We start from the raw sequence: 25469 nt of genomic DNA on the forward strand, positions 1-25469 counted from the left end.
CCGCACCCGACGCACCGTCTGGTACTTTTCTCCCATGCCCACGTTCTGCGGCCGCGAAGACCATCTGGCCACGCTGCTGTCTCGCTGGCAGGAGGTCAAGCGAGGCGCTGGGCCGCGCGTGGTGGTCCTGCTGGCCGAGGCGGGCCTAGGCAAGACCCGGTTGGCGCAGGAGCTCTACGCGCGCCTGGTCCGATCCGAGCAGCCGGAAGGCGGTTACTGGCCGCCGGAGCTGGGCACCGACGGCAACAACCTGCTCGTCAACCCGCCGCCGGCCAGTTGGAACGCCGCCGCCGAGATGCCGTTCCTGTGGTGGGGCGTGCGCTTGTCGGACCCGGTGGGCCGCAACCAGGTCGCCACCGGGGCGCTGGCAGCGCACGTCGACAGCTACCTCGTCCCGCACCTGGAGCCGCTCCACCGCGAGCAGCGCCGCCGGCAACGGCTCGGGCAGCTGGCCAAGCTGGGCGGGGCCGTCGCAGCCGACGCGGTCCTCGACCTCGTCCCCGTGCTCAGCCTGATCAAGAAGGCCGGCGAGGTCGGGCTCGAGCTCAAGGGCATCCACGACTCCTGGCGCAAGGACCGCCAGGCGCTCGACGCCGCCACGCTGCTCGGCCAGCGGCGCGACTCGCTGGTGGACCAACTGTTGGGCGACCTCGGGAAGCTGTTCGACGGGCCGAGCGGCCGCACGGTACCCGCCGTCATACTCGTCGACGACGCGCAGTTCTCCGCCTCCGACCCTGGCGTCACCGCGTTCGTGAAGGCCCTACTGAAGGCCATGGCGGCCGGCGACTGGCCGCTACTGCTGCTGGTGACGCATTGGGAGCGTGAGTTCGCCGAAGCGGCCGACGGCGAGGTCGACGCGTCCGTGGCCGCCATCCTCGCCCGCCAGGCCCGGCTACGGCCCGAACGGGTCGAGGTACTGAGGCTGACGCCCATCGCCGGGCTGGAGCCGCTCGTGACCGGACGCCTGCCCGGCCTGCCGGCTTCACAGGTGGCCCGCCTGACGGAGCGCGCCGGCGGCAACCCGCAGTACCTCGACGAGATCGTGCGCCTGACGCTCGACCCGCGCAGCCGCGCCTGGTTCGAGGGGCGCGACCCGACGGGCGCACTGACCGACGCCGGGCTCGAGACGCTGCTCTCCAAGAGCGTGAAGCTGCAGGACGTCGTGGCCGAGCGCTTCGCCAACAGCCCCGCCGCGGTCCAGGAGGCGGTGGCACTGGCGGGCGTGCAGGGAGCGGAGTTCCTCGAGGCGCTGGTGGAGCTGACGCACCGGCGGCTGGCGGTCGACCGGGCGGGCGACCAGGCCGGCGGCGTGGGCGCCGGTCAAGCTGGCGGTCTGGCAAACGGCCGAACGGGCGGTCCTGCCGCCGGCGACGCCGTCGCCCACGCGCTGGCCGACGCCTGCAAGCGCCACGGCTACGTCGCCTGGCTCACCGAGGAGCGCGGAGCGTTCAGCCAGCGCATCTACCAGGACGTGGCCCGCGAGTTCCTCCCCGTGTTCCACGACGAGGCGGCCGCCGAGGACGCGCTACGCGCCGTCGTGGCCCAGGTGATGCTCGGCGAGCTGCCCCTCCCGGTGACCGCGGACGCAGAACGCGCCCTGATGCGCCTCGCCGCCGATCTGTTCGAGACCTCGGACGACGAAGAGGAGCGCCGCCTCGCCGCCCACGGCCTGCACCAGCTCACGCTCTCAGCTTCGAGGGCGGGCGAGCTGGAGGTCGCCCACGGGCTGGCCGTGCGGCAGGCGACGCTGCTGGAGAGCATCTCGGACGCACGTCAGGACGGCGACCTGGCGTGGCTGCGGGCCACCAACGACGTACTGGCCACGGCCGGCGACACCGAGGCGCGCCGCTCCGTGCTCAGGCGCCTCGTACGCCTCACCGGCGAGGCGTACGAGGACGACGTGAACACCTGGTCGGCCGGCCTGTACGCCCAGGTCCTCATGGACGTGGCCGAGTTCCACGAGGAGGCCGGCGCCCAGGAGCTGCGCTCGGAGGCTATCGACGCCGCAGTGTCCGTGGTGCAGAGCCTCGACAGCTTCGAGCCCGAGGTCGAGGTGCTGGAGGCCTCGCTGCGCCTCCACCGCATGTACGCCGCGTGGTTCGACGAGTACGGCAGGCTCGACGACGCCCTGGAGACCTACCGCTACGCGCTCGGCGTGGCGAACCGGCTCCTCGCGCTGGAGGACGACCCCGTGCGGCGCCTGCAGGTGGCCACCGTCCAGAGCGAGGTGGGCACGAACGCGCTGATGCGCGGCGACGCCCAGGGCGCCCTCGCCGACCTGGAGCAGGCCGCCGCCACGTTGCGCGAGGTGGCCAAGGACGCGGCCAACGTGGACCTGGACATCCGCCTGTCCACCGCCCTCGATCACCTGGCGGACGCGTACTCTGCCACCGGCCGCCCGCGAGACGCGGAGGCGTTGCTGGTGGAGGTCCTCGAGATGATGCGCCGGCATCTGAGCATGGCGCCTAGCGCGCCGAGGGCCCTGGCCAACGTAGCGGACGCGCTGGAGCGGCTGGCCACCCTGCAGCGGCGGCTCGGATCGGGCGAGCCCGCATGGCGGCACATCCAGGAGGCCGTGGCGCTGCGGCGCGGCGCGGCGGAGCGGTCGCGCGCGGTGCCTGACTACGCGCTGCTGGGCTACTCTTTGACCCGCGCGGGCGAGATCGCGGGTGGGCAAGGAGCGTTGGCCGAGGGCAACGACCTCATCGCCGAGGCGGTGGACCTATCCAGGCGCGTGTGCGCCAGCGACACGAGCGCCCGGGCCGCGTGGCGCCTGCTCCTCGCGCTGAAGGTGGCCCTCGACTACGCCCTGCACCGCGCGGACCTCGAGGCCGCGCGCGGGCTGCTGGCCGAGGTCGATGAGGTCAAGGGGCGACTGGAACCCGACGCGCTGAGTCCGATCATGCCGTACCTGCGCGACATCGAGGAGCAACGCGCGCGCGTGCTGGAGGAGAGCGGCGATGCAGAGGGTGCGGCGCGGGTGAGGGCCGGTGGGTGGGTCGGGGAGGGCGGAGCGGTGAACTGAGACGATAGCCGCAGTTGAGACGAGCGCACCGCCTCGCTCGACTCATGTACGCCGGCCAAGTGGGTCTTCCAGTAGGGCGACCAATCGGCCTCGCCCCTCGGCATTCAGTTCGCTCAAGTTGAGCTGCCGCCATCGAACGGCAGGCAAGTCGGCGACGTGGGAGAACGGCAGGAGGGTCCGATCGGGCTCACCGCGCTCGAAGGTGAGCAGGAACTCGCGGTGCCTATCCGGCATACCACCTATCAGTTCAGCGATCAGAGTGGCTCGAGCAGTGACCCGGTTCCCTGACATCCCGCTGGCGCCGCTGCAACGGATGTTGGAGGAGGAGATCTAGTGAGCACCTGAACGTCGATCCGCGTGAGCGGACGTCCGAGTGGCGCGGGTACCACATCGCGTACGGATCACGGCGCCACCGGAGATCGCGGACTACACTCCCCCATGCGCAACGACACCCCCACTGCCCGGACCGAACCTCCACGGCGCGTCTTCTCACTAGTAAGGGTCCTTCTTCTAGGAGGTGTCGTCGCCCTACTTGCATCGGCCTGCTCGACCGGTCCTGCCGGACCTCCCGACGACCCGCGACCCGACCCGCCCCGCGGCGGCCCGAGCGGAGCACCGCTGTCGGTCGCCGGCGGCGACATGCACTCCGTGGCCGTCGACGAAGCCGGCACGGTATGGGCCTGGGGCAACAACGCCTTGGGGCAACTCGGTGTCGGCTTGAGCACCGTGCAGAGCGCCTCGCCTCTGAAAGTACCCGGTCTACCTGCCATCGTCCAGGTGGCGGCGGGCGCCAACCACGTGCTGGCCCTGGCCTCCGACGGCACCGTCTGGGCCTGGGGGAGCGACGGCGGCGGTCAGGTCGGTCCGAACGGTACAGGCGATCCTTTACAGCCGCAGCGCACACCCGTGAAGGTCGACGGGGTGGTCGGCGCCAAGGCGGTCGTCGCCGCCGGCAACCAGTCGCTCGCCCTCCTGAACGACGGTAAGGTCATGGCCTGGGGCTTGAACGTTGACGGCGAGCTCGGTCAAGGTACGTTCACTGCCGGCAGTGCCGTGCCTACGGAAGTCCCGGGTCTGATGGACGTGGTCGCGTTGGCCGCCGGCGGCACGGGTGCCGGTGGGCACGTGCTGGCCCTGACATCGAGCGGTACCGTATGGGCGTGGGGGTCGAACAGGTCCGGACAGTTGGGCGCCGATATCGCCTACCCTGCGCTCGCCACGCCCGTGGAGGTCCCGGGCATCGCCACCGCGACAGAAGTGGCGGCCGGTTCCGCGTTCTCCCTCGCGCTGCTGGACGACGGCACCGTGGTGGCATGGGGCGCCAACAGCGTCGGCCAACTAGGTAGGGGCGCCACCACGCCCGCGTTCGCCCTTGCGCCCGCCCCCGTCGCGGGCGTGAGCGGGGTGGCGCACCTTGCGGCCGGACTCCAACACGTGTTGGCCCTGCGGACCGACGGCACCGTCGTCGCGTGGGGCGGCAACGGGATGGGCCAACTCGGCCGCGGTACGACGGCCGGTTACTCACCGGACGCCCAACCAGTCGTGGCCCTACCTGAAGCCACGACCATCGCCGCCGGCGCGTACCACTCGCTTGCCATCACGAGCGGACTGTGGGGCTGGGGGTCCAACCTGACTGCCCAGTTGGCGGGCACGGACACTGCTTCCAACCGCGGCACGCCCGCCGCCATCTGGTGACTGGTCCAGGCATCAGACACACAGCCACCCACGTCCCTCCGCCGCGGCCCCGGAACGGTAGAATCGCCTAGCAAGCCGCGGTCCAGTCAACCAGGTCGGTCGCGCGCGCCTCACCCGGCGCGGCGTCCTCACCGACCGCTCGGGCCGTCGCCTCGCGAACCGGAGGGTAAATGCGTTTCAGGTCCACCTTCATCGCACTCCTGGCAGCCGCGCTGCTGGGCCTCGCTTCCGCCCAGACGCTGACCGTCTACTCGAGCGTCGACGAGGAGAACGCCCGCCACATCCTCGAGGCGTTCACTGCCGACACGGGCGTCCAGGTCCAGATGGTGTTCCTCTCGGCCGGTCCGGCGCTGTCGCGCATCGAGGCCGAGAAGAACCGCCCGCAGGCCGACGTCTGGTTCGGCGCCCCGAGCGAGAACCACATCATCGCCAAGGACCGCGGGCTCACCCAGCCGTACGTGTCCGCCAACGCCGCCGCCCTGTCCGACTCCTTCAAGGACGCCGAAGGGTACTGGCACGCCATCTACACGAACCCGCTCGCCATCGGCGTGCGCACCGACATCCTGGAGAGCCGCGGCGCAGCGGTGCCGACGAGCTGGGCCGACCTCCTCGACCCGAGCTACAAGGGCCTCATCCAGATGCCGTCCCCGCAGTCGTCCGGCACGAGCTACAACTTCATCCTCACCGTCGCGACGGTGATGGGCGAGGACGCGGCCTTCGACTACATGAAGGCTCTCAACGCCAACGTGCAGACGTACACCCAGAGCGGCACGGCCCCGTCCGGCGCGCTCGGCGTCGGTGAGACGGCCGTCGCCATCCAGTTCAGCCCGGGCTTCCTCAAGCTCATCGACGAGGGCTTCCCCGCCCAGATCGTGTTCCCGAGCGAGGGCGTCGGCTACGAGGTCGCGGCCATGTCGATCCTCAAGGGCGCCACGAACCTCGGGGGCGCCCAGGAGCTCGTCGACTGGATGACCTCCGAGAAGGGCCAAGCGGCCCTGTCGGCGCAGAAGACGTACTTCATGCCCATCCGGGCCGACGTCAGCGCCGGCCCAGGCGTGCCGTCGCTCGCCGACATCCAGCTCGTGAGCTGGGACCCGGGCTACGCCGCCGAGAACCGGCAGCGCCTCGTCGACCGCTGGGTCGAAGAGGTCCTGGGGCAGTAACGCCTAAGTAACGTGGTCGAGGCTCGCGCCAGGCACCTGGCTGGGCGCGAGCCTCGGCAGTGGCCGCACCGACGCCGGAACCCGGCCAAGAACGCGCCACCGGACCCGCGACCTCCTGGCCCCACCCCCGAAAGGCCCGATGTTCAAGCGAGCCTGGCAAGAACTCCGCATCATCGCGCGCGACCCCATCCTGCTGGCGCTGATCCTGGCGATCATGGCAGCGCTCGTGGTCTTCGTCGTGTGGCCGCTCGCGCGCGTGCTGCTCACGGCGTTCCAGGCGCCCGACGGCAGCTTCTCGCTCGCCAACTTCGAACTCCTCGGCCAACGCCGCTTGTACCGGAACGCGCTGCGCAACAGCCTCGTGGTGGGCGGGCTCGTCGGGCTCGTCGGCGTCGTCGTCGGCTACATCGCCGCGTTCGTGCTCACCCGCACCAACGTGCCGTTCAAGCGCGTCCTGCACACGCTCGTCATGCTCCCGATCATCTCTCCCCCGTTCGCCGGGGCCATCTCGATCCTCTTCCTGTTCGGGTTCAACGGCTTGGTGACGCGCCAGCTGTTCGGCCTCACCGACTTCAGCATCTACGGCATGCACGGCGTCGTTCTATCTCAAGTGTTCACGTTCGCGCCCATCGCCTATCTCAACCTCCGGGGCGTCCTGGCCGGGCTCAACCCGACCCTCGAGGACGCCGCCCTCAACGTCGGCGCCAGTCGCTGGCAGGTCTTCTGGCGCGTCATCTTCCCCCTCTCCCTGCCGGGCGTTGCCAGCGCGTTCCTCGTCGTGCTCATCGAGTCGATGGCCGACTTCGGCAACCCGCTCGTCCTCGGCGGCGCCGCCTTCCCCATGCTCGCCACGCAGGCCTATCTCGAGATCACCGGCTCGTTCAACCTGGCGCGGGGCGCGATGCTGGCGGGGGTTCTCCTCCTGCCGTCCATCACGGCCTTCGCCATCCAGCGTTACTACCTCGCGAAGCGCCAGTACATCACGGTCACTGGTAAGCCGACGGCCTCAACGAGCAAGATCGTCTCGCCCGGCGCCAAGTGGCTCCTGTACGCGGTGGTAGTGGCGTTCGCGGTAGTCGTCATCGCGTTCTACGCCGTCATCCTGGTCGGCGCCCTCACGCGCGTGTGGGGCTTCGACTACACCCCGGACCTGCGCCACTTCCGCTACGTGTTCGCCGTCGGGTGGGAGACGGTCAAGGACACGCTCGTCGTCGCCGTGCTCACGACGCCCGTCAGCGGCCTGCTCGGCATGCTCATCGCGTTCATCGTCGTGCGCAAGCGCTTCCCGGGCCGCGCCTCGCTCGAGTTCATGTCGATCCTCAACTTCGCGGTGCCAGGCACCGTCGCCGGCATCGGCTACATCCTCGCGTTCAATGGCCCGCCCCTCATCCTCACGGGCACGCTCGCCATCCTCGTGCTCAACTTCGTGTTCCGCTACGTGCCCGTCGGCATCCAGTCGGGCATCGCGGTGCTGCGGCAGATCGACCCGGCCATCGAGGAGGCGGCGCAGAACCTCGGCGCCAACGCCATCACGACGTTCAGGCGCATCACGCTGCCCCTCATCGCCCCGGCCTTCTTCTCCGGGCTCGTGTTCGCGTTCGTGCGGGCCATGACGGCCATCAGCGCCGCCATCTTCCTCGTGTCGGCCAACTGGAACCTCATGACGGTGCAGATCCTCAACGAGGTCGGCTCCGGCAGGCTCGGGGTGGCGGCCGCCTACAGCGTCGTGCTCCTCGCCATCGTCCTCGTCGCGTTCGGGGTGATCAACCTCATCGTGGGCCGCGGCGCCGAGGACGCCACCTCGGTGCGGTTCTAGCGCCGCCAAGCCCAAGGAGACGTGATGCCGGCAGACCTACGCCTAGAGAAGCTTCGCAAAGAGTTCGCCTCGCCCGAGGTCGCGCCTTCGGGCGGGCCGGAACGCGCGACCGTCGTCGCCGTCGACGACGTCTCGCTCGAGGTCGAGAAGGGCGCGCTCGTGACGCTGCTCGGGCCGTCCGGCTGCGGCAAGACGACGCTCCTGCGCATGATCGCAGGCTTCGAGGAGCCCACGGCCGGCAGGATCTACTTCGGCGACAGGCGCGTGGACGAGCTCGCGCCGAACGTCCGCGACACGGCGATGGTCTTCCAGTCCTACGCGATCTTCCCGCACCTCAACGTGTACGAGAACATCGCGTTCGGCCTGCGGATGCACGGGGTGAGGGCGGCGGAGCTGGCCGAGCGCGTCGGGCAGGTCCTCGAGCTCGTGGGCCTCACCGCGATGGCGAAGCGCGCGCCCAGCCAGCTCTCCGGCGGTCAGCAGCAGCGCGTCGCGCTCGCCCGCTGCATCGTCATGCAGCCCAAGCTCCTCCTCTTCGACGAGCCCCTCTCCAACCTGGACGCCAAGCTGCGCGAGCAGATGCGCGTCGAGATCCGCGACCTGCAGCAGCGCCTCGGCATCACGAGCGTCTACGTGACCCACGACCAGATCGAGGCCATGGCCATGTCCGACGTCGTGGTGGTCATGAACGCCGGCAGGGTCGAGCAGGTCGGCAGCCCGCGCGAGATCTACGCGCGGCCCGTGTCGCGCTTCGTGGCCGACTTCATCGGCGACGCCAACTTCCTGCCCGGCGTCCTCCTCGACGCGCGCACGGTGCGCAGCGCCGGCACGACCCTCACGCTGGCCGACCCGTGCCAGGAGCGACCGGGGGCCAACGTAGTGGTCGTCGCGCGGCCGGAGGCCATGAACTTGGCGCGCGCGGCCGAGCAGGACGAGCGCGCGGCCGGCAGCCTCTCCGGCGTCGTGAAGCGCACGACGTTCCTCGGCACCATCGCCCGCTACCTGGTGGAGGTCGAGGGGCTGCCTGACCTCCAGGTGGACGTCGCTAGCCCAGCCGAGACGGGGTTGCTCGCGCCAGGCACACACGTGGCGCTCGCGCCGGGGGCGTTGCACGCGCTGGCGGACGGTTAGGTGGGGGCCGCGGGGTAGCGTCCGAGGAGATTCACCCTTCTAGGAAGCGCCAAATCGTCCGTATTCGCCCTTCTGGGAAGGGTGATCGCGGAGCATCGGCCAGCGCGTGGGTCCGGTGAGCCCCGTCGGTTCGTAGGCCGAGACGTGTAAGAAACCGGACATCTACGCCGAGGCAAGCTAGAGCCCATGACCGAGACCCCCTTCCACGTAGAGGCGCAGTTGAAGAACCTGCTGCGCGACGCCCAAGAGCTGGCCGCTACGAAGCGCCTGGCCGACGCGTTCGCGATGGAACTCTTCAGCCTGGGGCGCGCCGTGGACGAGGCGCTCGAGGCGCGTTCGAGCGCCCGCGCCAAGGTCGTCGTCGAGCAGGCCCGCAAGCTCATCCAGACGCTCCAGGCCGCGCCGGACAAGTCCGACGGGCTGCTTATGCGCTGAACCACCAGGGCCGTCCAAGACTAGGCAACCGGGGGCCGAGGATGGTCCAGGGGCCCCTCGCCGGGGATCCTCACCGGGGCTCCTCGCCGGGGATCCGTGCCGAGTTCCAGAGCGCCAGCGCCACAGCCGACCGCCAGCACCGCCGGCCAACCGCCGGCCAACGGTAGACCCCTTCCCCAAGCACCCGCGCTTGGATAGGGTAGTCGGATGGAGATCTTGATCCTCCCAACCTCAGGGCACGCCGAGCGCCTGGCGGCCCGCATAGTCGCCGACCGCGTGGCCACCAAGCCCGACCTCGTGCTCGGTTGCGCCACCGGCCGGACGATGGAAGGGATCTACGGCGAGCTCGTGCGCATCAGCCGTGCCGAGGGTCTAGACTTCTCGCGCGTGCGCACGTTCAACCTCGACGAGTACGTCGGCCTGGCGGCTGACGACCCCCGCTCATACCACCACTACATGCAGGAGATGCTCTTCCGGCACGTGAACCTGCGGCCCGAGAACACGCACCTGCCCAACGGCATGGCGGCCGACCTGACGGCGGAGGCGGCCAGGTACGAGGCCGAGATCGCGGCCGCCGGCGGCATCGACCTCCAACTGCTCGGCCTTGGCAACTCGGGCCACATCGGGTTCAACGAGCCGCTCTCGTCGCTCATGTCGCGCACGCGCGAGAAGGCGCTCGCGCCCCAGACGCGCAAGCAGAACGCCGGCATGTTCGGCGGCGACCCGGACGCGGTGCCGCCGCGCGCCCTCACCATGGGTGTCGGCACCATCCTGGAGGCGCGCGAGGTCCTGATGATCGCCACCGGCGCGCACAAGGCCGAGATCCTCGCCACCGCGACGGAGGGGCCCATCACCGCGATGGTGAGCGCCACGGCCCTCCAGCTCCACCCGCGCTGCCACGTCCTCGCCGACGAGGCCGCAGCCGCACGCCTGGCCGGTCATGAGTACTACCGCTGGACGCTGGAGAACGAGCCGGACTGGGCGCCCTATCGGGAGTTGGTGCGGGCGTAGGGGGCAGGGAGCGCCAGTCCCCTGGCTGGAGTCCGCTCCGGTTCTTCAGGACGGGAGGCCCGTCCCGCGCGTGGTCGACTCGACCGATCGACCGCTCAGCCGCCGAACTTGGTCCAAGACCCGACGAGGCGGCCGCCCGCCAACGCTTGCGCGTTGCGCCCTCAGGTCCGGGCGCGGCCCGAACAGCGCGACCACCCTGCTCACGACCGGCTCGACGATCAGGCCGCCGTCAACGCGGTAACACGCGGCTCCAGTGGGCGCGAGCGCCGCGGATGGGGCGATGAGCCCGTCGCTGCCCGCCTCACGCAGTCGCTTGGCCTCTGCCTGACATACCGGGTAACCGGCGGTACCGCCGGTAAGGATCGCTTCGGCAAGCACCGGCTCCGCCAGGGACTGATCATCCGGTACATCGATCACCCAAAGCGCCGCCCTAAGACCGGCGATATCCTCCGGGTCCGTTATCTCCTCGTGTCGTATCAACTCGGCCCAGGCGCCGTCTATCGTAGTTGCGAAGTAGTGAACGGGGCCGTTACCAGCGGCATGCCAACGCCCTGCCGGCTGCGCGGGAGTCTCCCACATGAACGGGTACCTACCTTGCGTGACGCGGAAGAGGATCATGTGGCGACCATCCCGAGCGTTGCCATGCCAAGCTCCATCACTCGGACCGCCCAAGGCGTGTCAGGCGTCCAGATCCCATCCGACTCGAGGGCCTCGGCCGGTGAGAGGCCATCAAGTTGCACTCGCGGACGGTCGAACCAGCGCCGCACACCGAAGTCGTTGTAGACGCCATGCAAGTAGCCCACGAGTAGGGCCAGCCAGTGCAGGCGCTCGACGATGACCTCGGGTGCCTGGCGCTTGCCCCGCGCGTAGCGCTGCACGCTGCTCTTCGACACGAGCAGGAGGGCGGCGAGCCTCTCTTCCCCGAGGGTGGCGATGAGAACGCGCGCCTCCTGGACCGGTGCCGGGTTCTCGCCAAGCGTCTCGTACAAGCCGTTGAGTGCGGCCACGACTCGTGGCTCGTCTTCGGGCCCGCCCGCCAGCGCCTGCTGGAGGGCGTCCAGTTGAACGGCCCCGATACCGTTCGCCCTAAGGTCTTGCATGAACACCGCGAGGCGCTCCTCGACGGAGTCCTCGCTCCTGCCGGTGGCGAAGCCCATCGCTTCTCCTCGGCCGATGGTCATGACCGCGGCCGGCCACCCGCGGTTGCCCAGCGCTGGCACGATTTCAGACGTAGAACGGAGTCCCAGGATAGTCCATTCTACGGCCCGACGACCCCCACCAACTCCGCCAGGTCTTTGATGACCGCCTCGGGCGTGCAGCTGGCCGCGTCCGCCTCTGGGTGGAAGACGGCGTACTGCGAGGCGGCCAGCGACTCGGCCACGCAGGCGGCCAGCTCCGGTCGCCCGGCGCGCGCGGCGACGGGCAGGGCCGCCAGGGCGTCGGGCAGGGCCGCGTCTAGCCACACGGCCTTCACGCCGGCCGAGCGCGCTCCGAACACGTCGTGCACGAGCGTGTCCCCCACGAACCAGTCGAGCGGCCCCGCGGCCGCGAACGCCTCGCGCTGCGGCTTGGCCGCGCCGGCCCAGTCGGGCGTCACGACGCGCTCGAAGTACCGCAGCAGCCCGAGCGCGTCCAACACCGGTTCCTGGTAGGCGGCGTAGCCGTTGGTCACGACGACCAGGCGGTGGCCGGCGGCGGCGAGCGCGGCCACCGTCTCGCGCGCGTGGGGCAGCGCCGCGATGACGCCCGGCAGGGCGCACCCCTCCCTGACGAGGGCCTCGACGGCCGGCAGGTCGACCCCGCCGCCGAACCGCTCCGCCACGGCGTGGAAGGTGGCGTCCCAGTCGTAGGCCGCCGCGAACTCGCCGCGCCGCATCAACGCGCCCCAGCGCTCGCGCACGGCGCGTGTGACGGCCGCCGCCGCGGCGGCCTCGTCGAGGTCTCGCAGCGCGGGCGCCGCGCGCATGAGGCGGTGGAAGGCCGGGAAGACGTGACCGCTGAACGGGTTGCGCATGAGCACCCCGTCGAGGTCGAAACCGATGTTGGCCACGCGAGTTCAGCCTTTCAGGGCGCCGACCGTGACGCCGCGGAGGAAGTAGCGCTGGAAGGCGAAGAACACGACGATGACGGGCAGGGCGGCCAGGACGGCGGCGGCCATGTGCAGGCCGTAGAAGAGGGGCTCCTGCTCGCGGATGAGCACGAGGCCGACCTGCAACGTGCGCATGCCGCTGGAGCGCGTCACGACGAGCGGCCATACGAAGGAGTTCCACTGCGCGACGAACGTGATGATGCCTAGGAACGCCAGGCCGGGCCGCACGAGGGGCAGGACTACCTCCCAGAAGATGCGGGCCTCGCCGGCGCCATCGACGCGCGCGGCGTCGAGCAGCTCGGTGGGCAGCGTGCCGATGAACTGCTTCATCAGGAAGATGCTGAAGGGGCTGACGAGCAGCGGCAGGATGAGCCCCAGGTAACTGTCCACCAGCCCGAGGCGGGTGACGACGAGGAACAGGGGCACGAGGATCGCCTCGAACGGCAGCATCATCGAGAGCATGAAGAGCCAGAAGAGGGCGCGGGAGCCCCGGAACGGCAGCTTCGCGAGCGCGTAGCCCGCCATGCTCGCCGTGGCGATGGTGACGAGCGTGACGCTGACGGACTGGACGAGGGAGTTGAGGACCCAGCGCATGAAGTTCGGCTGCGCCAGCACGTCCTGGTAGTTGCGGAGCGTGGGCGAGCTGGGGACCAGCTCGGGCGGGAACCTGACGGTCAGCGCCGAGGGCGTGAGCGACGTGGCGAACATCCAGTACAGGGGCGCTATCGCCGCGAGCGACAGGACCACGAGCACGACCAGGATCACGACCGCGCCGACGGGCCCAGGGCGGACGGGGTGGTCTGGGTCGCGCAGGAACGGGTCGAAGCGCCGGGCCGTCATGCGCGCCGCCGGCGGTCTGCGAGCGGTGGGAGCCGTGCGGCCATCAGTACTCCACGTTCTGGCCGAGGAAGCGGAACTGCACGGCCGCCAGCACGAACGTCAGGAGGAACAGCACGATGGCCTGGGCGGAGGCGAGCCCGAGGTTGAAGCGCTGGAACGCCTCCTGGTAAATGCGGTAGACGACGGTGGTGGTGCTGAACTGCGGGCCGCCCTGCGTCATCACGTAGACGGACTCGAAGACCTGGAACGTGTTGACGGTGCCCGTGACGACGAGGTAGAGGAGCGTCGGCCGGATGAGGGGCAGCACGACCTTCGTGAAGATGACGGGGCGTTTGGCGCCGTCGATGAGGGCGACCTCATAGAGGTCGCGCGGGATGCGCGCGAGCGCGGCCGAGAGGAGGACGATGCTCGACCCGCCACCCATGATGATCTGCATGGCCATGAGGGAGGCGAGCGCCGTGTCGACGTTGCCGAGCCAGGCCACCGGCTTGAGGCCGAAGAGGGCGATGAACGCGTTGAGCAGGCCGAAGGTCGGGTGGTAGATCCACGCCCACACGAGCGAGATGATGATGCTCGAGGTGACGGCCGGCAGGTAGAACGCCGACTTGAAGAACGTCTGGAGGGCGCGGTTCATCGGGTCGAGGAGGTACGCGATGAGGAGCGCCTTCCCGAGCCAGAACACCACCACGACGGCCGTGAAGATGGCCGTGTTCGTGAGGGCCTTGCCGAACAGCGGGTCGGCAAGGACGCGCTTGAAGTTGGCCAGGCCGATGAAGGTCATGCGCGTCGGCCTCACGTCCATGAACGCGAGCACGAACGCGATGACGACCGGCAGGAGGAAGAAGACGGCGAACAGCACGGCCTGGGGCGCGACGAACGTCGCACCCCAGGCGGCCCCGTGCCTGCGCGCCGCGCCTCCGCGCGTCACGCTAGCCGATCTCAGCGGCCGAAGACGGCCTGGTTGGCGGCCTCGACGAAGTCATCCAAGGCCTGTTGCGGTGTCTTGGAGCGGCTCAGCGCGGCCTCCATGGCGGCGGTGAAGTGCTCGATGGCTGGGCCGGTGTCGAGGCTCTCTGGGCCGTAGTAGGGCACGCCATGGTCGATGGCGGCCTGGTAGACGGCGACCTCGGTGGCGACGTCGGCGATGTACGGCGTGACGGTCCCGAACTCCAGGTCGGCGTTGGCAGACTTGCGCGCCGTGACGTACATGAGCGTCTCGAGGAGCTTCGCGTTCTCCGTGTTCGTGAGGAAGCGGGCGAACTCCATGACCATGTCGCGCTTGGCCTCGTCCTTCTGCTTGAAGACGAGGAAGCCGCCCGACGTCTCGTGCGCGACGGAGCCCGTGACCGGGTCGTGCGGGAACGGCGCGATGGCCACGTGGACGGGGTCCGTGATGCGGCCCTCCTGGACGTAACGGTCGAGACGGCCGATCTCGTAGATGCCGCCGTAGCCCATGGCCGCGCGGCCTTGGTGGAGGTTGTCGATGGTGCCGTACACGTCGAGCGCCTCGCCGCCCGTCGGGGCGTAGCCGTACTCGTAGACGAGGTCGACGATGAGCTGCAGCGCGCGCACGCCCGCCTCCGAGTTGAGGACGAACTCGGTGGCGTCGTCGTTCAGGAGCCGGGCGCCGAAGCGGTACATCCACGCCAGCATGTTGAGCGTGTCCTTGGCCGCGAACGTGAGGGCATAGACGTCGGTGGTGCCGTCGCCGTCGCGGTCGAACGTGAGCTTCTCGGCCGCGGCCATGAACTCATCGATCGTCCAGGAACGGTCCGGCAGGGCGGGCAGTTCGACGCCGCGCTCGGCGAAGAGGTCGACGTTGAGGAGCATCGTGGAGCCCATGCCGTTGTTCGAGTTGTTCCACGGCCAGATGTAGTGCGCTCCGTCGATGTTGCCCTTCTCGAGCGCGTACGGGAGGAAGTCGGCGCGGTCAGCGTCCGTCAGGTAGGCGTCGATGGGCTCGAGCAGCCCCTCGCGTGCCCACTCGGCCTTCCAGTCGAGGTCCTTGAGGAGGTCGGGCGGGTTGCCCGCGAAGATCGCGGTGGTGACCTTCTCGCCGAACCCGGCGTTGGGCACGAGTTCGTACTTGACCGTGACCTCGGGGTGCAGGAGCATGAACTGCTCGCTCATGTACCGGGCGTACTCCTCGCCCGTCGGGCTGGCCCCCTCGGCCATGTCTGGCGTGACGATGCGCCACGGGTTGATCCACCACGTGATCTCCATCTTCGGTTGCGCCATGGCCACGCCCGCGAACGCGAGCGCCAGGACGAGACAGCGTGCTAGGGGTCGTCGCATGTTGGACCTCCAGGCGTGCAGGGTGTGGTCGAAGACCTCCTCAGGTATACCACTTAAGCACCAGCTGCGCCAAAGGACGGGGCGCGCCGAGTACAAGCACTCGGCGCGCCCCAACCTCCGGCCGTCAAGGACGCCGAGGGACGAGGTCCTGCCTAGAGCTCACGCCGCCTCCAACGCCCCCTCGAACTGCGACTGGTACAGGGCGGCGTAGGCGCCGCCGAGCGCGAGGAGTTCGTCGTGGGTGCCGCGCTCCACGATGCGCCCCTCTTCCATCACGAGGATGGTGTCGGCGCCCTGGATGGTGGAGAGGCGGTGGGCGATCACGAACGACGTGCGGTTGCCGCGCAGGGCCGCCATGGCCTGCTGGAGGAGGAGCTCCGTGCGCGTGTCGACGGAGCTCGTGGCCTCGTCGAGGATGAGGAGCGCAGGGTCGGCGAGGAAGGCGCGCGCGATGGTGATGAGCTGCTTCTCGCCGGCGCTGACGTTGCCCCCCTCGTCGTCGATGACCGTGTCGTAGCCGTCTGGCAAGCTATGCACGAAGCGGTCGACGAAGGTGGCGCGCGCCGCCTCCATGACCTCCTCGTCGGTCGCGCCGGGCCGGCCGTAGGCGATGTTGTCCCGGATCGTGCCCTTGAAGAGCCACGTGTCCTGCAGCACCATGCCGATGTTGGAGCGGAGCTCCGCGCGGCTCATCGTGGCGATGTCGACGCCGTCCAGGGTGATCCGGCCCGAGTCGAGCTCGTAGAAGCGCATGAGCAGGTTGACGAGCGTGGTCTTCCCGGCCCCGGTCGGCCCGACGATGGCGACGGTGCGCCCGGGCTCCGCCGTGAGCGACAGGTCCTCGATGAGCGGCCGGTCGGGATCGTAGCGGAACGAGACGTGCTCGAAGGTCACACGGCCGTGCGTCTCGCCCTCGAGGCGCCGCGCAGTGGTGTCGACGGACTCCTCCTCGGCGTCGAGGAGCTCGAAGACGCGCTCTGCGGAGGCGACGCCGGACTGCAGCATGTTGATCATAGACGCGATCTGCGTCACGGGCTGCGTGAACTGCCGCGAGTACTGGATGAAGGCCTGCACGTTACCGAGGCTGATGGTGCCGCTCGCGACCCGCAGGCCGCCGATGACGGCGACGGCGGCGTAGTTGAGGTTCCCGATGAAGGCGGACGCGGGCATGATGAGGCCCGAGAGGAACTGGGCGCGGAAGGACGCGTCGTAGAGGCCGGCGTTCTCCTTCTCGAACTGCTCCTGGACCTCGCGCTGCCTGCCGAAGACCTTCACGAGCGCGTGGCCCGTGTACGCCTCCTCGATGGCGGAGTTGAGGGTGCCGGTGCGGCGCCACTGCAGCGTGAACTGCTTGCCGCTGCGCGACATGACGAGGATCGCCACGAGCATGGTGAGGGGGATGCTGAGCAGCGCCACGCCCGTCAGCACCGGGGAGATGGTGAACATCATGACGAGCATGAAGACGACGGAGAGGAGCGACGTGACGAACTGGCTCAACGTCTGCTGGAGGCTCTGCGACACGTTGTCGATGTCGTTCGTGACGCGGCTGAGGAGCTCGCCGCGCGGCTGCGCGTCGAAGTAACGCAGCGGCAGCCGGTTGAGCTTCTCCTCCACCGAGCGGCGCAGGCCGTAGACGGTGGCGTTGACGACGTCGTTGAGCAGGTAGCCCTGCACGAACTGGAGCAGGGACGCGACCACGTATATGCCCATCACGAGCAGGAGGACCTGGCTCACGGCCTGGAAGTCGACCCCGACGCCGGGGACGAGGTCGATGCCGCTCAGCATGTCGGCGACCTGCCCCTGCCCGGCCGCCCGCGCACCCGCGATGGCCTGTTCCTTGGTCATGCCTACCGGGAACATCTTGCCGATGATGCCGCCGAAGATGAGGTCGGTGGCGCGCCCGAGGATGCGCGGGCCGATGGACGACAGCGCCACCGAGATGACGGCCGCGACGAGCAGCAGGCCGACCTTCGCCTTGTGCGGCGCGAGCTGCTTCAGCAACCGGCGTACGGACGGCCCGAAGTTGGCCGCCTTCTGCCCGACACCCCCGCCGCCGAACATCATGCCGCCGCCCCGGACGCGTTCCGTCTCCTTCATGGTCTTGGGTTGCTTGGAAGCACCTTGGTCGACCTGCGCCCCACTGGCACCTTGCATGCCCTGGGCGCCCTGACCCTCCGCGGCGCCGGGCGCGGCGGTCCACTCCGCCCCAAGATCGTTCTTCTTCGGTGCCTTGCCTCGCTCCTGCGTCATGCCGCCACCTGCTCCTGGGACGCGACTATCTCGCGGTAGGTCTCGGACGTGGCGAGCAGCTCGGCGTGGCTACCCATGCCGACCACGCGCCCGTCCTCGAGGACGACGATGCGGTCGGCGTTCTGGATGGTCGCCACGCGCTGGGCCACGATCAGCACGGCGGCGTCGCGCGTCGCCGGCTCGAGCGCCCGCCTGAGGCGCGCGTCGGTCGCGACGTCGAGCGCCGAGAACGAGTCGTCGAAGACATAGACGACGGGCTTGCGCACGAGCGCGCGCGCGATGGCGAGGCGCTGCCGCTGGCCACCGGAGACGTTGGTGCCACCCTGCGCTATCGAAGACTCCAGGCCTTCCGGCATCGCGCTCACGAAGTCCTTGGCCTGCGCCACCTCGAGCGCGCGCCACAGGTCCGCGTCGGTGGCGTCCGGGTCGCCGTAGCGCAGGTTGCTCGCCACGGTGCCCGTGAACAGGTACGCCTTCTGCGGCACTAGCCCGATGCGCTCCCACAGTGCTTCCGGCGCGTAGTCGCGCACGTCGACGCCGTCGACGAGGACGGCACCGCCCGTGGCGTCGAAGAGGCGGGGCACGAGGTTGACGAGCGTCGTCTTGCCGGCGCCCGTCGAGCCCACGACCGCGACCGTCTCACCCGGACCGACCTTGAAGCTGACGTCGGCCAGCACGGGGTGCGTAGCGCCCGGGTAGCTGAAGGTCACGTTCCTGAACTCGAGGCTGCCGAGGCGGGCGGCGGGGGCGGCGACCGGCTTGCTGGACGGCACGACGCTCGGCTCCGTGTCGAGCACCTCGCCGATGCGGCCCGAGGAGACGGTCGCGCGGGGCAGGAGCATGAGGAGCATGGTGGACATCAGCATGGCGATGAGGATCTGCATCAGGTAGCTGAGGTAGGCGGTCATCGAGCCGATCTGCATGTGCCCGGCGTCCACGCGGATGCCCCCGAACCACAGGACGGCGATGGTGGAGGCGTTGAGGACGAGCATGACGAGCGGGAAGAGGGCCGACATCCAGCGCCCCACGTAGAGGGCGACGTCCGTCAGCTCCCGGTTGGCCTCGGCGAAGCGCCGCTCCTCGAACGGCTCGCGCACGAACGCGCGCACGACGCGGATGCCGCTGATCTGCTCGCGCAAGACCTGGTTGACGCGGTCGATGCGCTTCTGCATCTTCCGGAAGCCGGGCACCATCGCCATGAGGATCACGCCGACGGACCCCGCCAGCACGGGCACGGCCACGGCGACGAGCCAGGAGAGGCCGACGTCCTCGCGGATGGCCATGATGATGCCGCCGACCATCATGATCGGCGTCGTCACGAGCATGGAGAAGGCCATGAACACGAGCGTCTGCACCTGCATCACGTCGTTGGTAGTGCGGGTGAGGAGCGACGGCGCCCCGAACCGGCTCACCTCGCGCGCGGAGAAGTCGCCGACGTGCGCGAACACCCCGGAGCGCATGTCGCGCCCGAACGCCATAGCCGTCCTGGCCGCGAAGTAGACGGCCACGACGGTGGCGAGCACCTGCAGGAGCGAGACGCCGAGCATGAACGCGCCCTGCCTGAGGATGTAGTTCGTGTCGCCGAGGACGACGCCCTTGTCGATGATGTCGGCGTTGATGCTCGGCAGGAGGAGCGTGCAGATGGTGGCGACGAACTGCAGGGCGACGATGACCCAGACCGTTCCCCAGTACGGCTTCATGAAGCGTGCTACGAGCTTGAGCAACATCTGTGGGTCACCTTTCGTCTTGGCGCTTGAGTGCGCCGTTGAGGCAGAAGTCGACGAGTTCCTTCGGGTTGAGCGTGGGCTCGCCTTCCGCTTGGGGCATGCGGCTCGCGAGCAGGAGCGTCACGTACAACTGGGCGAGGCGGGAAGGGCTCTCCCTGAGTTCGGCGGCGTGCGGGGCAAGGAGTTCCGTGACCTGGGCTATCGCCGCCGTCACCCAGCCTTGCATCAGCCCTGGCGGCCCCGAACGATCGAAGTGGTCCCCACGTGAGTCGAGGCCGGTGGTGGGCCCGCGGCGTCCTCCGTCCGAGCCGGAGCCGCGCCGGCCTAGGTCTGCGCTGGTACCGGGGCGGCCTATGCCCGCGCCGGAGCCGCGGGGGGTCTCCTCGGTCGGTGGCGGCATGGGCGGGGCGCCTGGCATCACACGGCGCATGGCTACGAACAACGCGTGGAACTCCTCCACGCGCGGGATGATCACCTTCCACACCCCGAGCAGCTTGGCCTCGATGGTCGGCAGGGTCGCCAGGCCAGCGAGCCGCGCGCGCAGGGGCTCCGGGTCGAGCCGGCCCTGGATGGCGGCGAGCATGAGCGAGCGCTTGTCGTCGAAGACGCTGAAGAGCGTCCCCTCCGCCACGCCGGCGGCCTGGGCGAGTTCGCGCGTGGTCACGGCCCCGCCTCGCGCCGCCAGCAGGGGTGCCACGGCCTCGATGATCTTGGCGCGTCGCGCCGCACGGTCCAGCGGGGGTGCTCTGCGGGGTCTGGTCACCGCAGAAGCTTAATTGAGTGAGCGCTCACTTGGATGTGGGCAACGTGAGGGGCGACGGTCGCCCAACGGGCGCTCAAGCCGTGACCCCGCGCCCGGGAGCCGGGACGAGATGAGGCGAACGCGCTGGTTGTTGCAGTTGCTATTCGTCGCAAGCCTGATGTACTCCACGGCACGATCCGCCCCCGGCGGAGCCGCTCTGTACGCCAGCAGCTGCGCAGCTTGCCATGGACCTACGGGGCAAGGGAGCGTCGGACCGGCGCCCGCGGGTGACGCCGACCTCGCCGACCCGGAGCCCGGTAACTGGCTCATGTACAAGCGCACGTACGACCTGCAGGCTTACAACCCCCTCTCTCAGATCACTACCGACAACGTCGCGGACCTAGTCCCCGTGTGGTCGTTCTGCACGGGCGTGTCCGACGGCCACGAGGCACCCCCATCAACTACGGCACCACGCCAGCGGACCTGTTCGACGACGGCACCCGGCTGGTCCCGTCGGCCAGTTACAGACGTTGTTGGCGCCTTTCGCACACGCCCACCGCGTCTCGGACCGTTAAGGTGAGCCGGGTGCCGTTCACGAGTCTCGGGCGTTAGTCAGGGGGCAGGAGCCGTAGTCATGGCAGCGACAGGCAAGGAGGCGCAGCGCGCGGAGCTGCACAGGACGATCTGGCGTATCGCCAACGACTTGCGCGGCTCGGTGGACGGCTGGGACTTCAAGGCCTACGTGCTCGGCATGTTGTTCTACCGCTTCATCTCCGAGAACCTGGCCGCCTACCTCAACCGCTTGGAGCGCGCCGCGGGCGAGGCCGGTTTCGAGTACGCCGAGTTGCCTGACGATCAGGCGGAGGGTGGGCGTACAGCCACCGTCGAGGAGAAGGGCTTCTACATCCTGCCTTCCGAGCTCTTCGGTAACGTACGCAGGCGCGCTGCAACGGATCCGAACCTCAACGAGACCCTCGAGCGGGTGTTCAGGAACATCGAGGGCTCGGCCGTGGGCTACGAGAGCGAGCACGACCTGAAGGGTCTGTTCGACGACCTCGACGTGAACAGCTCCAAGCTCGGCAACACCGTCGCGAGGCGCAACGAGAAGCTCGTCAAGCTGCTCGACGCCATCGGCGACCTGCCGTTGGGTGACTTCGCGGACAACGCCATCGACCTGTTCGGCGACGCCTACGAGTACCTGATGCAGATGTACGCCTCACAGGCCGGCAAGTCGGGCGGCGAGTACTACACGCCGCAAGAGGTCTCCGAGGTCCTGGCGAGGATCGCCGTCGTCGGCAAGGAGCGCGTCAACAAGGTCTACGACCCCGCGGCGGGCTCGGGTTCGTTGCTGCTCAAGTTCGCCAAGGTGTTGGGGCCGGAGAACGTTGGCGGGTTCTACGGTCAGGAGATCAACCTGACCACCTACAACCTCGCCAGGATCAACATGTTCCTGCACGACGTGAACTACACGAAGTTCGACATGGCCCACGGCGACACCCTCACCGACCCGCAGCATTGGGACGACGAGCCGTTCGAGGCTATCGTCTCCAACCCGCCCTACTCCATCAGGTGGGAGGGCGACAGCAACCCGCTGCTGATCAACGACGAGCGCTTCGCTCCTGCCGGCGTGCTCGCCCCGAAGTCGAAGGCCGACCTCGCCTTCACCATGCACATGCTGGCGTGGCTGGCCGTGAACGGCACTGCCGCGATCGTCGAGTTCCCTGGCGTTCTCTACCGCGGTGGCGCGGAACGGAAGATCCGCAAGTACCTCATCGACAACAACTTCATAGATACCGTCATCCAACTCCCGCCCGACCTGTTCTTCGGCACCACCATCGCGACCTGCATCATCGTGCTCAAGCGGTCCAAGACCGACAACGCGGTGCTGTTCATAGATGCTTCGGCCGAGTTCACGCGCGTTGGCAACAAGAACAAGCTGCTGCCGGCGAACCAGCAGCACATTGTGGATACCTTCGTGACTCGCACGGACGTGGACCACGTCGCAAAGCTGGTGTCCAACGAGGCCATCGCTGAGAACGAGTACAACATCGCCGTGTCGTCGTACGTGGAGCCGGAGGACACGCGCGAGGAAGTGGACATCAGGGCTCTGAACGCCGAGATCGCGCGCATCGTGGCGCGTCAGGCGGAGCTGCGGGCGTCCATCGACGCGATCGTCGCCGACTTGGAGGGGGAGTCTCCATGAAGGCCGGACCGACTGGCGAGGTGGTGCTGTATCAGCGTGAGGACGGCGCACCAACCGTCGAGGTTCTTTCTGACGGCGACACCGTCTGGTTGACACAGCAGCAGATCGCTGAGCTGTTCGAGACGTCTCGCACGAACATCGTCGAGCACATCCAACACGTCTACGAAGAGGGTGAACTGAGCGAAGAGGCAACCAGTCGGAAATCCCGACAGGTTCGAACAGAGGGCTCGCGCCAGGTCACTCGAGAGCTTCCCTATTACAACCTAGACCTCATCATCTCCGTCGGTTACCGGGTCAAGAGCAAGGTCGCCACCCAGTTCCGCATCTGGGCCACCGAGCGCCTGCGCGACTACCTCGTCAAGGGCTACGCGATCAACGAGCAGCGGCTAGCGCAGCTCGGCTCCATCGTGCAGATCCTCGGTCGGTCGAGCCACGAACTCGTCGCCGGGGTCGCCGACGTGCTGGCGCGCTACGTGCCCGGCCTGACGCTCCTGCGCGACTACGACGAGGGCAGCCTTGCCGCGCAGCCGCACGCCATGCCTGGTTGGACGCTCACGCTGGCTGAGGCGCGCGCCGTCATCCGGCAGGTAGCGGCCGAGTTCCCGGACGACGCACTGTTCGGCAACGAGCCCGGGCACGGGCTCGGCACCGTGGTCGCAACGATCTACCAGGGTTTCGGCGAGCACGACCTCTACCCGACCGTGGAAGATAAGGCCGCCAACCTCCTCTATCTTGTCGTCAAAGACCACCCGCTCTCGGACGGCAACAAGCGCAGCGCCGCCGCCCTGTTCGTGACGTTCCTCGCCCGCAACGGCCTGCTGGAGAACGCCCATGGCCAGCCACGCATCACGAACAACGCCCTCGCCGCGATAACCCTCATGGTCGCGATGAGCGACCCGCAAGAGAAGGACCTCATGACCGCACTGCTCGTTCGGATGATCGTGGAGGGCGGAGCGTGAGTCGGGTCGATGAGTTGGTGGCGGAGTTGGCTCCAGAGGGAGTGAAGCAGGTACCGCTCTCGGCCGTGGCCAACTATTCAGACACCCGAATTGAAGCGGCCAAGCTGGATGAGAGGACCTTCGTTGGCGTCGACAACCTTTTGGCAGACAAGGGTGGCAAAACAGATGCTAGCTATCCCCCTAACTCTGCACGGCTGACCGCCTATGAGGCAGGCGATATCCTTCTCGGAAACATACGACCTTACCTCAAGAAAGTGTGGCTTGCGACTGAGGTCGGAGGTTGTAGCGGAGATGTCCTCGCCATCCGTATCTCTAAGATGCACCGTACGCTCATCGAGCCGAGGTATCTCTACTACGTTCTTTCGGCCGACGACTTTTTTGCCTATAGCATGCAACACGCCAAGGGCGCGAAAATGCCACGCGGAAATAAGGCGGCCATCCTAAGCTATCGGATCCCAGTCCCACCCATCGCCGTCCAGCGCGAGATCGTGCGAATACTGGACCAGTTCACTCAGCTGGAAGCGGAGCTGGAAGCGGAGCTGGAAGCGCGACGTCGACAGCTCGACTTCTATCGGAATCGCCTGTTGAGCTTCCGCGACGCGGGGGGGGTCCAGTGGAAACAAATGGGTGACCTGGCAGAGTACAAGTACGGCCTTACGGCTAGCGCTAACGACTCCGGCGCTTTCCGGCTCCTTAGGATCACAGATATAGATGCGTGGGGCAAGCTCCGGCAGTCTGATGAGAAATTCGTTTCAGCGTCGCTCGTCTCTGATGAGTATGTCGTGAAACCGGGCGATATTCTTATGGCACGCACTGGGGCGACATTCGGTAAGACCATGCTCGTCACTTCGTCGCAGGCCGCGGTTTTCGCTTCGTACCTGATACGAATCCGCTTCAAGGAGGGCAACTTAGACCCGACATTCTACTGGCACTTCGCTCAGAGCTCGCTCTATTGGTCTCAGGCCAACGCAATAGTCAGCAGCGGAGGGCAGCCGCAGTTCAATGCCAATGCCCTGAAGGTAGTGCGAGTCCCTCTGCCGCCTCTTGACGAGCAGTTGAAGGTCGCGTCACTCCTCGACAACTTCGACACCCTAGTCAACGACCTCAGCATCGGCCTCCCCGCCGAGCTCAACGCTCGCCGCAAGCAGTACGAGCACTATCGCGATCGGCTCCTTACCTTCGACGAGGCCGCCTGATGGCGTCCGTAGTTCCGGTCAACGTGCAGGTGCCCGCAGATGCGACTGCTCCGATGATCGCCGACTTCGTTGAGCACGCGCTTCGGGTCGCGTACGTTCACCGGCGTGACGTGCACAACCTGCGCGACACCGATTGGGCTGCTCCCGGCGTCTACGTGCTGCTGACTGATGACGGTAGCGGGAGCGTGTACGTCGGCAAGGCCGTATGGCTCCGCGCAAGGCTCCTGCAACACCGCGCGAAACCGAAGCTGCCATGGCGTAGAGCGGTCATCCTCAAACGGGATACCTCGCATGGTTTCAACAGCGCGGAGATCGGCTACCTGGAAGGGCGTCTATCGGCCGAGCTCGAGGCGACTCAAGACCTGACCGTCATCAAGGGTAAGGCAGACCAGGACCTAACGCTTCCTCCTCACATGCTGCTGTCTCTCGACGCAATACTTCCAAGCATGCTGGCCGCAGTAAGGCTAGCCGGGCTCGATGTCCGTAGAGCAAGCGACGCGGATGACGGGCACCCAGCGACGACCTCAACCTCGGTGAGGACGAACACGTTCATCCCGGGAACGGTCGCGGACCTGCTCGCCAGCGGCCTCTTGCAGGCCGGCGCAGAGTTGCACTTGAATCAGGGAGGCAAGGTCGGAACGGGAAAGGTGACAACTTCAGGCGAGATCATCGTGAACGGCGTGGCGTACTCATCGCCCAGCAAGGCGTCGGCAGTAGCGTTAGGTCTCAGGGCGAGCAACGGCTGGGAGACATGGCACGTAGGGAGCCTGTCGGGGCCAAAGCTGGCAACGCTCCGGTCTCAGTTGCCACCTCCCGTTGAGGAGGCGTGAGGTCGGACAAGGCATTCAAGGCGTAAGAGGCAGCCCAATCACGGTGCGACAGTCGCCGTGAC

19 protein-coding genes and 1 pseudogene are annotated in these 25469 nt (G+C 68.2%); 11 read left to right on the forward strand and 9 right to left on the reverse strand.

Features of this window, described 5'->3' with window-relative positions; translation table 11 throughout:
- Positions 1-34 precede the first annotated feature (34 nt).
- The 7 genes from M9914_13195 (at position 35) to nagB (ending at position 10276) form a co-directional block, all read left to right on the forward strand.
- The gene (locus M9914_13195) at positions 35-3025 is read left to right on the forward strand and encodes an AAA family ATPase (GenBank protein ID MCO5175131.1); all 2991 of its coding nucleotides are present in this window, start codon (positions 35-37) and stop codon (positions 3023-3025) included.
- A gap of 639 nt (positions 3026-3664) precedes the next feature.
- Positions 3665-4720: a hypothetical protein gene (locus M9914_13200; GenBank protein ID MCO5175132.1), complete on the forward strand. Its 1056-nt coding sequence runs from the start codon at positions 3665-3667 to the stop codon at positions 4718-4720.
- Positions 4721-4890: 170 nt separating this feature from the next.
- On the forward strand, positions 4891-5883 hold the full coding sequence (locus tag M9914_13205; GenBank protein MCO5175133.1) for an ABC transporter substrate-binding protein: 993 nt from the start codon (positions 4891-4893) through the stop codon (positions 5881-5883).
- A gap of 139 nt (positions 5884-6022) precedes the next feature.
- Entirely contained in the window at positions 6023-7699 is a 1677-nt protein-coding gene (locus tag M9914_13210) for an iron ABC transporter permease (protein MCO5175134.1), read from the forward strand.
- 24 nt (positions 7700-7723) lie between these two features.
- Positions 7724-8830, forward strand: coding sequence for an ABC transporter ATP-binding protein (locus M9914_13215; protein MCO5175135.1), 1107 nt, complete (start codon positions 7724-7726; stop codon positions 8828-8830).
- Positions 8831-9016: 186 nt separating this feature from the next.
- Positions 9017-9265: a hypothetical protein gene (locus tag M9914_13220; GenBank protein MCO5175136.1), complete on the forward strand. Its 249-nt coding sequence runs from the start codon at positions 9017-9019 to the stop codon at positions 9263-9265.
- Positions 9266-9472: 207 nt separating this feature from the next.
- A complete protein-coding gene (gene nagB, locus M9914_13225) occupies positions 9473-10276 on the forward strand; it encodes a glucosamine-6-phosphate deaminase (protein MCO5175137.1) in 804 nt (267 codons plus the stop codon).
- 45 nt (positions 10277-10321) lie between these two features.
- Here the strand turns inward: nagB and M9914_13230 are convergent, their stop codons facing one another.
- From M9914_13230 to M9914_13270, 9 genes and pseudogenes are all read right to left on the reverse strand, one after another.
- The gene (locus tag M9914_13230) at positions 10322-10894 is read right to left on the reverse strand and encodes an RES family NAD+ phosphorylase (GenBank protein ID MCO5175138.1); all 573 of its coding nucleotides are present in this window, start codon (positions 10892-10894) and stop codon (positions 10322-10324) included.
- The gene (locus M9914_13235) at positions 10891-11433 is read right to left on the reverse strand and encodes a hypothetical protein (GenBank protein ID MCO5175139.1); all 543 of its coding nucleotides are present in this window, start codon (positions 11431-11433) and stop codon (positions 10891-10893) included. The genes M9914_13230 and M9914_13235 overlap by 4 nt, the downstream gene beginning before the upstream one ends.
- A gap of 101 nt (positions 11434-11534) precedes the next feature.
- Complete coding sequence (locus tag M9914_13240) at positions 11535-12326, reverse strand: HAD family hydrolase (protein ID MCO5175140.1); 792 nt, start codon at positions 12324-12326, stop codon at positions 11535-11537.
- A gap of 6 nt (positions 12327-12332) precedes the next feature.
- Positions 12333-13205: a carbohydrate ABC transporter permease gene (locus tag M9914_13245; GenBank protein ID MCO5175141.1), complete on the reverse strand. Its 873-nt coding sequence runs from the start codon at positions 13203-13205 to the stop codon at positions 12333-12335.
- A 43-nt stretch (positions 13206-13248) separates the two neighbouring features.
- Complete coding sequence (locus tag M9914_13250; protein MCO5175142.1) at positions 13249-14133, reverse strand: sugar ABC transporter permease; 885 nt, start codon at positions 14131-14133, stop codon at positions 13249-13251.
- Between the two features lie 11 nt (positions 14134-14144).
- A complete protein-coding gene (locus M9914_13255; GenBank protein ID MCO5175143.1) occupies positions 14145-15500 on the reverse strand; it encodes an extracellular solute-binding protein in 1356 nt (451 codons plus the stop codon).
- A gap of 159 nt (positions 15501-15659) precedes the next feature.
- A pseudogene (locus tag M9914_13260) lies at positions 15660-17420 on the reverse strand (ABC transporter ATP-binding protein/permease).
- A gap of 326 nt (positions 17421-17746) precedes the next feature.
- Positions 17747-19477 carry an ABC transporter ATP-binding protein/permease gene (locus tag M9914_13265; protein MCO5175144.1) on the reverse strand — a complete coding sequence of 577 codons (1731 nt, stop codon included), beginning with the start codon at positions 19475-19477 and terminating at the stop codon, positions 17747-17749.
- Positions 19478-19484: 7 nt separating this feature from the next.
- A complete protein-coding gene (locus M9914_13270) occupies positions 19485-20240 on the reverse strand; it encodes a TetR/AcrR family transcriptional regulator (GenBank protein MCO5175145.1) in 756 nt (251 codons plus the stop codon).
- 613 nt (positions 20241-20853) lie between these two features.
- Between M9914_13270 and M9914_13275 the strand changes: the two genes are divergently transcribed.
- Genes M9914_13275 through M9914_13290 form a run of 4 tightly spaced genes read left to right on the forward strand, consistent with a single transcriptional unit; the run spans position 20854 to position 25407 of the window.
- Complete coding sequence (locus tag M9914_13275; protein MCO5175146.1) at positions 20854-22422, forward strand: type I restriction-modification system subunit M; 1569 nt, start codon at positions 20854-20856, stop codon at positions 22420-22422.
- Entirely contained in the window at positions 22419-23381 is a 963-nt protein-coding gene (locus M9914_13280) for a virulence RhuM family protein (protein ID MCO5175147.1), read from the forward strand. The genes M9914_13275 and M9914_13280 overlap by 4 nt, the downstream gene beginning before the upstream one ends.
- A complete protein-coding gene (locus M9914_13285; GenBank protein ID MCO5175148.1) occupies positions 23378-24577 on the forward strand; it encodes a restriction endonuclease subunit S in 1200 nt (399 codons plus the stop codon). The genes M9914_13280 and M9914_13285 overlap by 4 nt, the downstream gene beginning before the upstream one ends.
- 53 nt (positions 24578-24630) lie before the next feature.
- The gene (locus tag M9914_13290) at positions 24631-25407 is read left to right on the forward strand and encodes a hypothetical protein (GenBank protein MCO5175149.1); all 777 of its coding nucleotides are present in this window, start codon (positions 24631-24633) and stop codon (positions 25405-25407) included.
- Positions 25408-25469: the final 62 nt, after the last annotated feature.

This window comes from Trueperaceae bacterium, from assembly GCA_023954415.1.
Taxonomy (GTDB): domain Bacteria; phylum Deinococcota; class Deinococci; order Deinococcales; family Trueperaceae; genus JAAYYF01.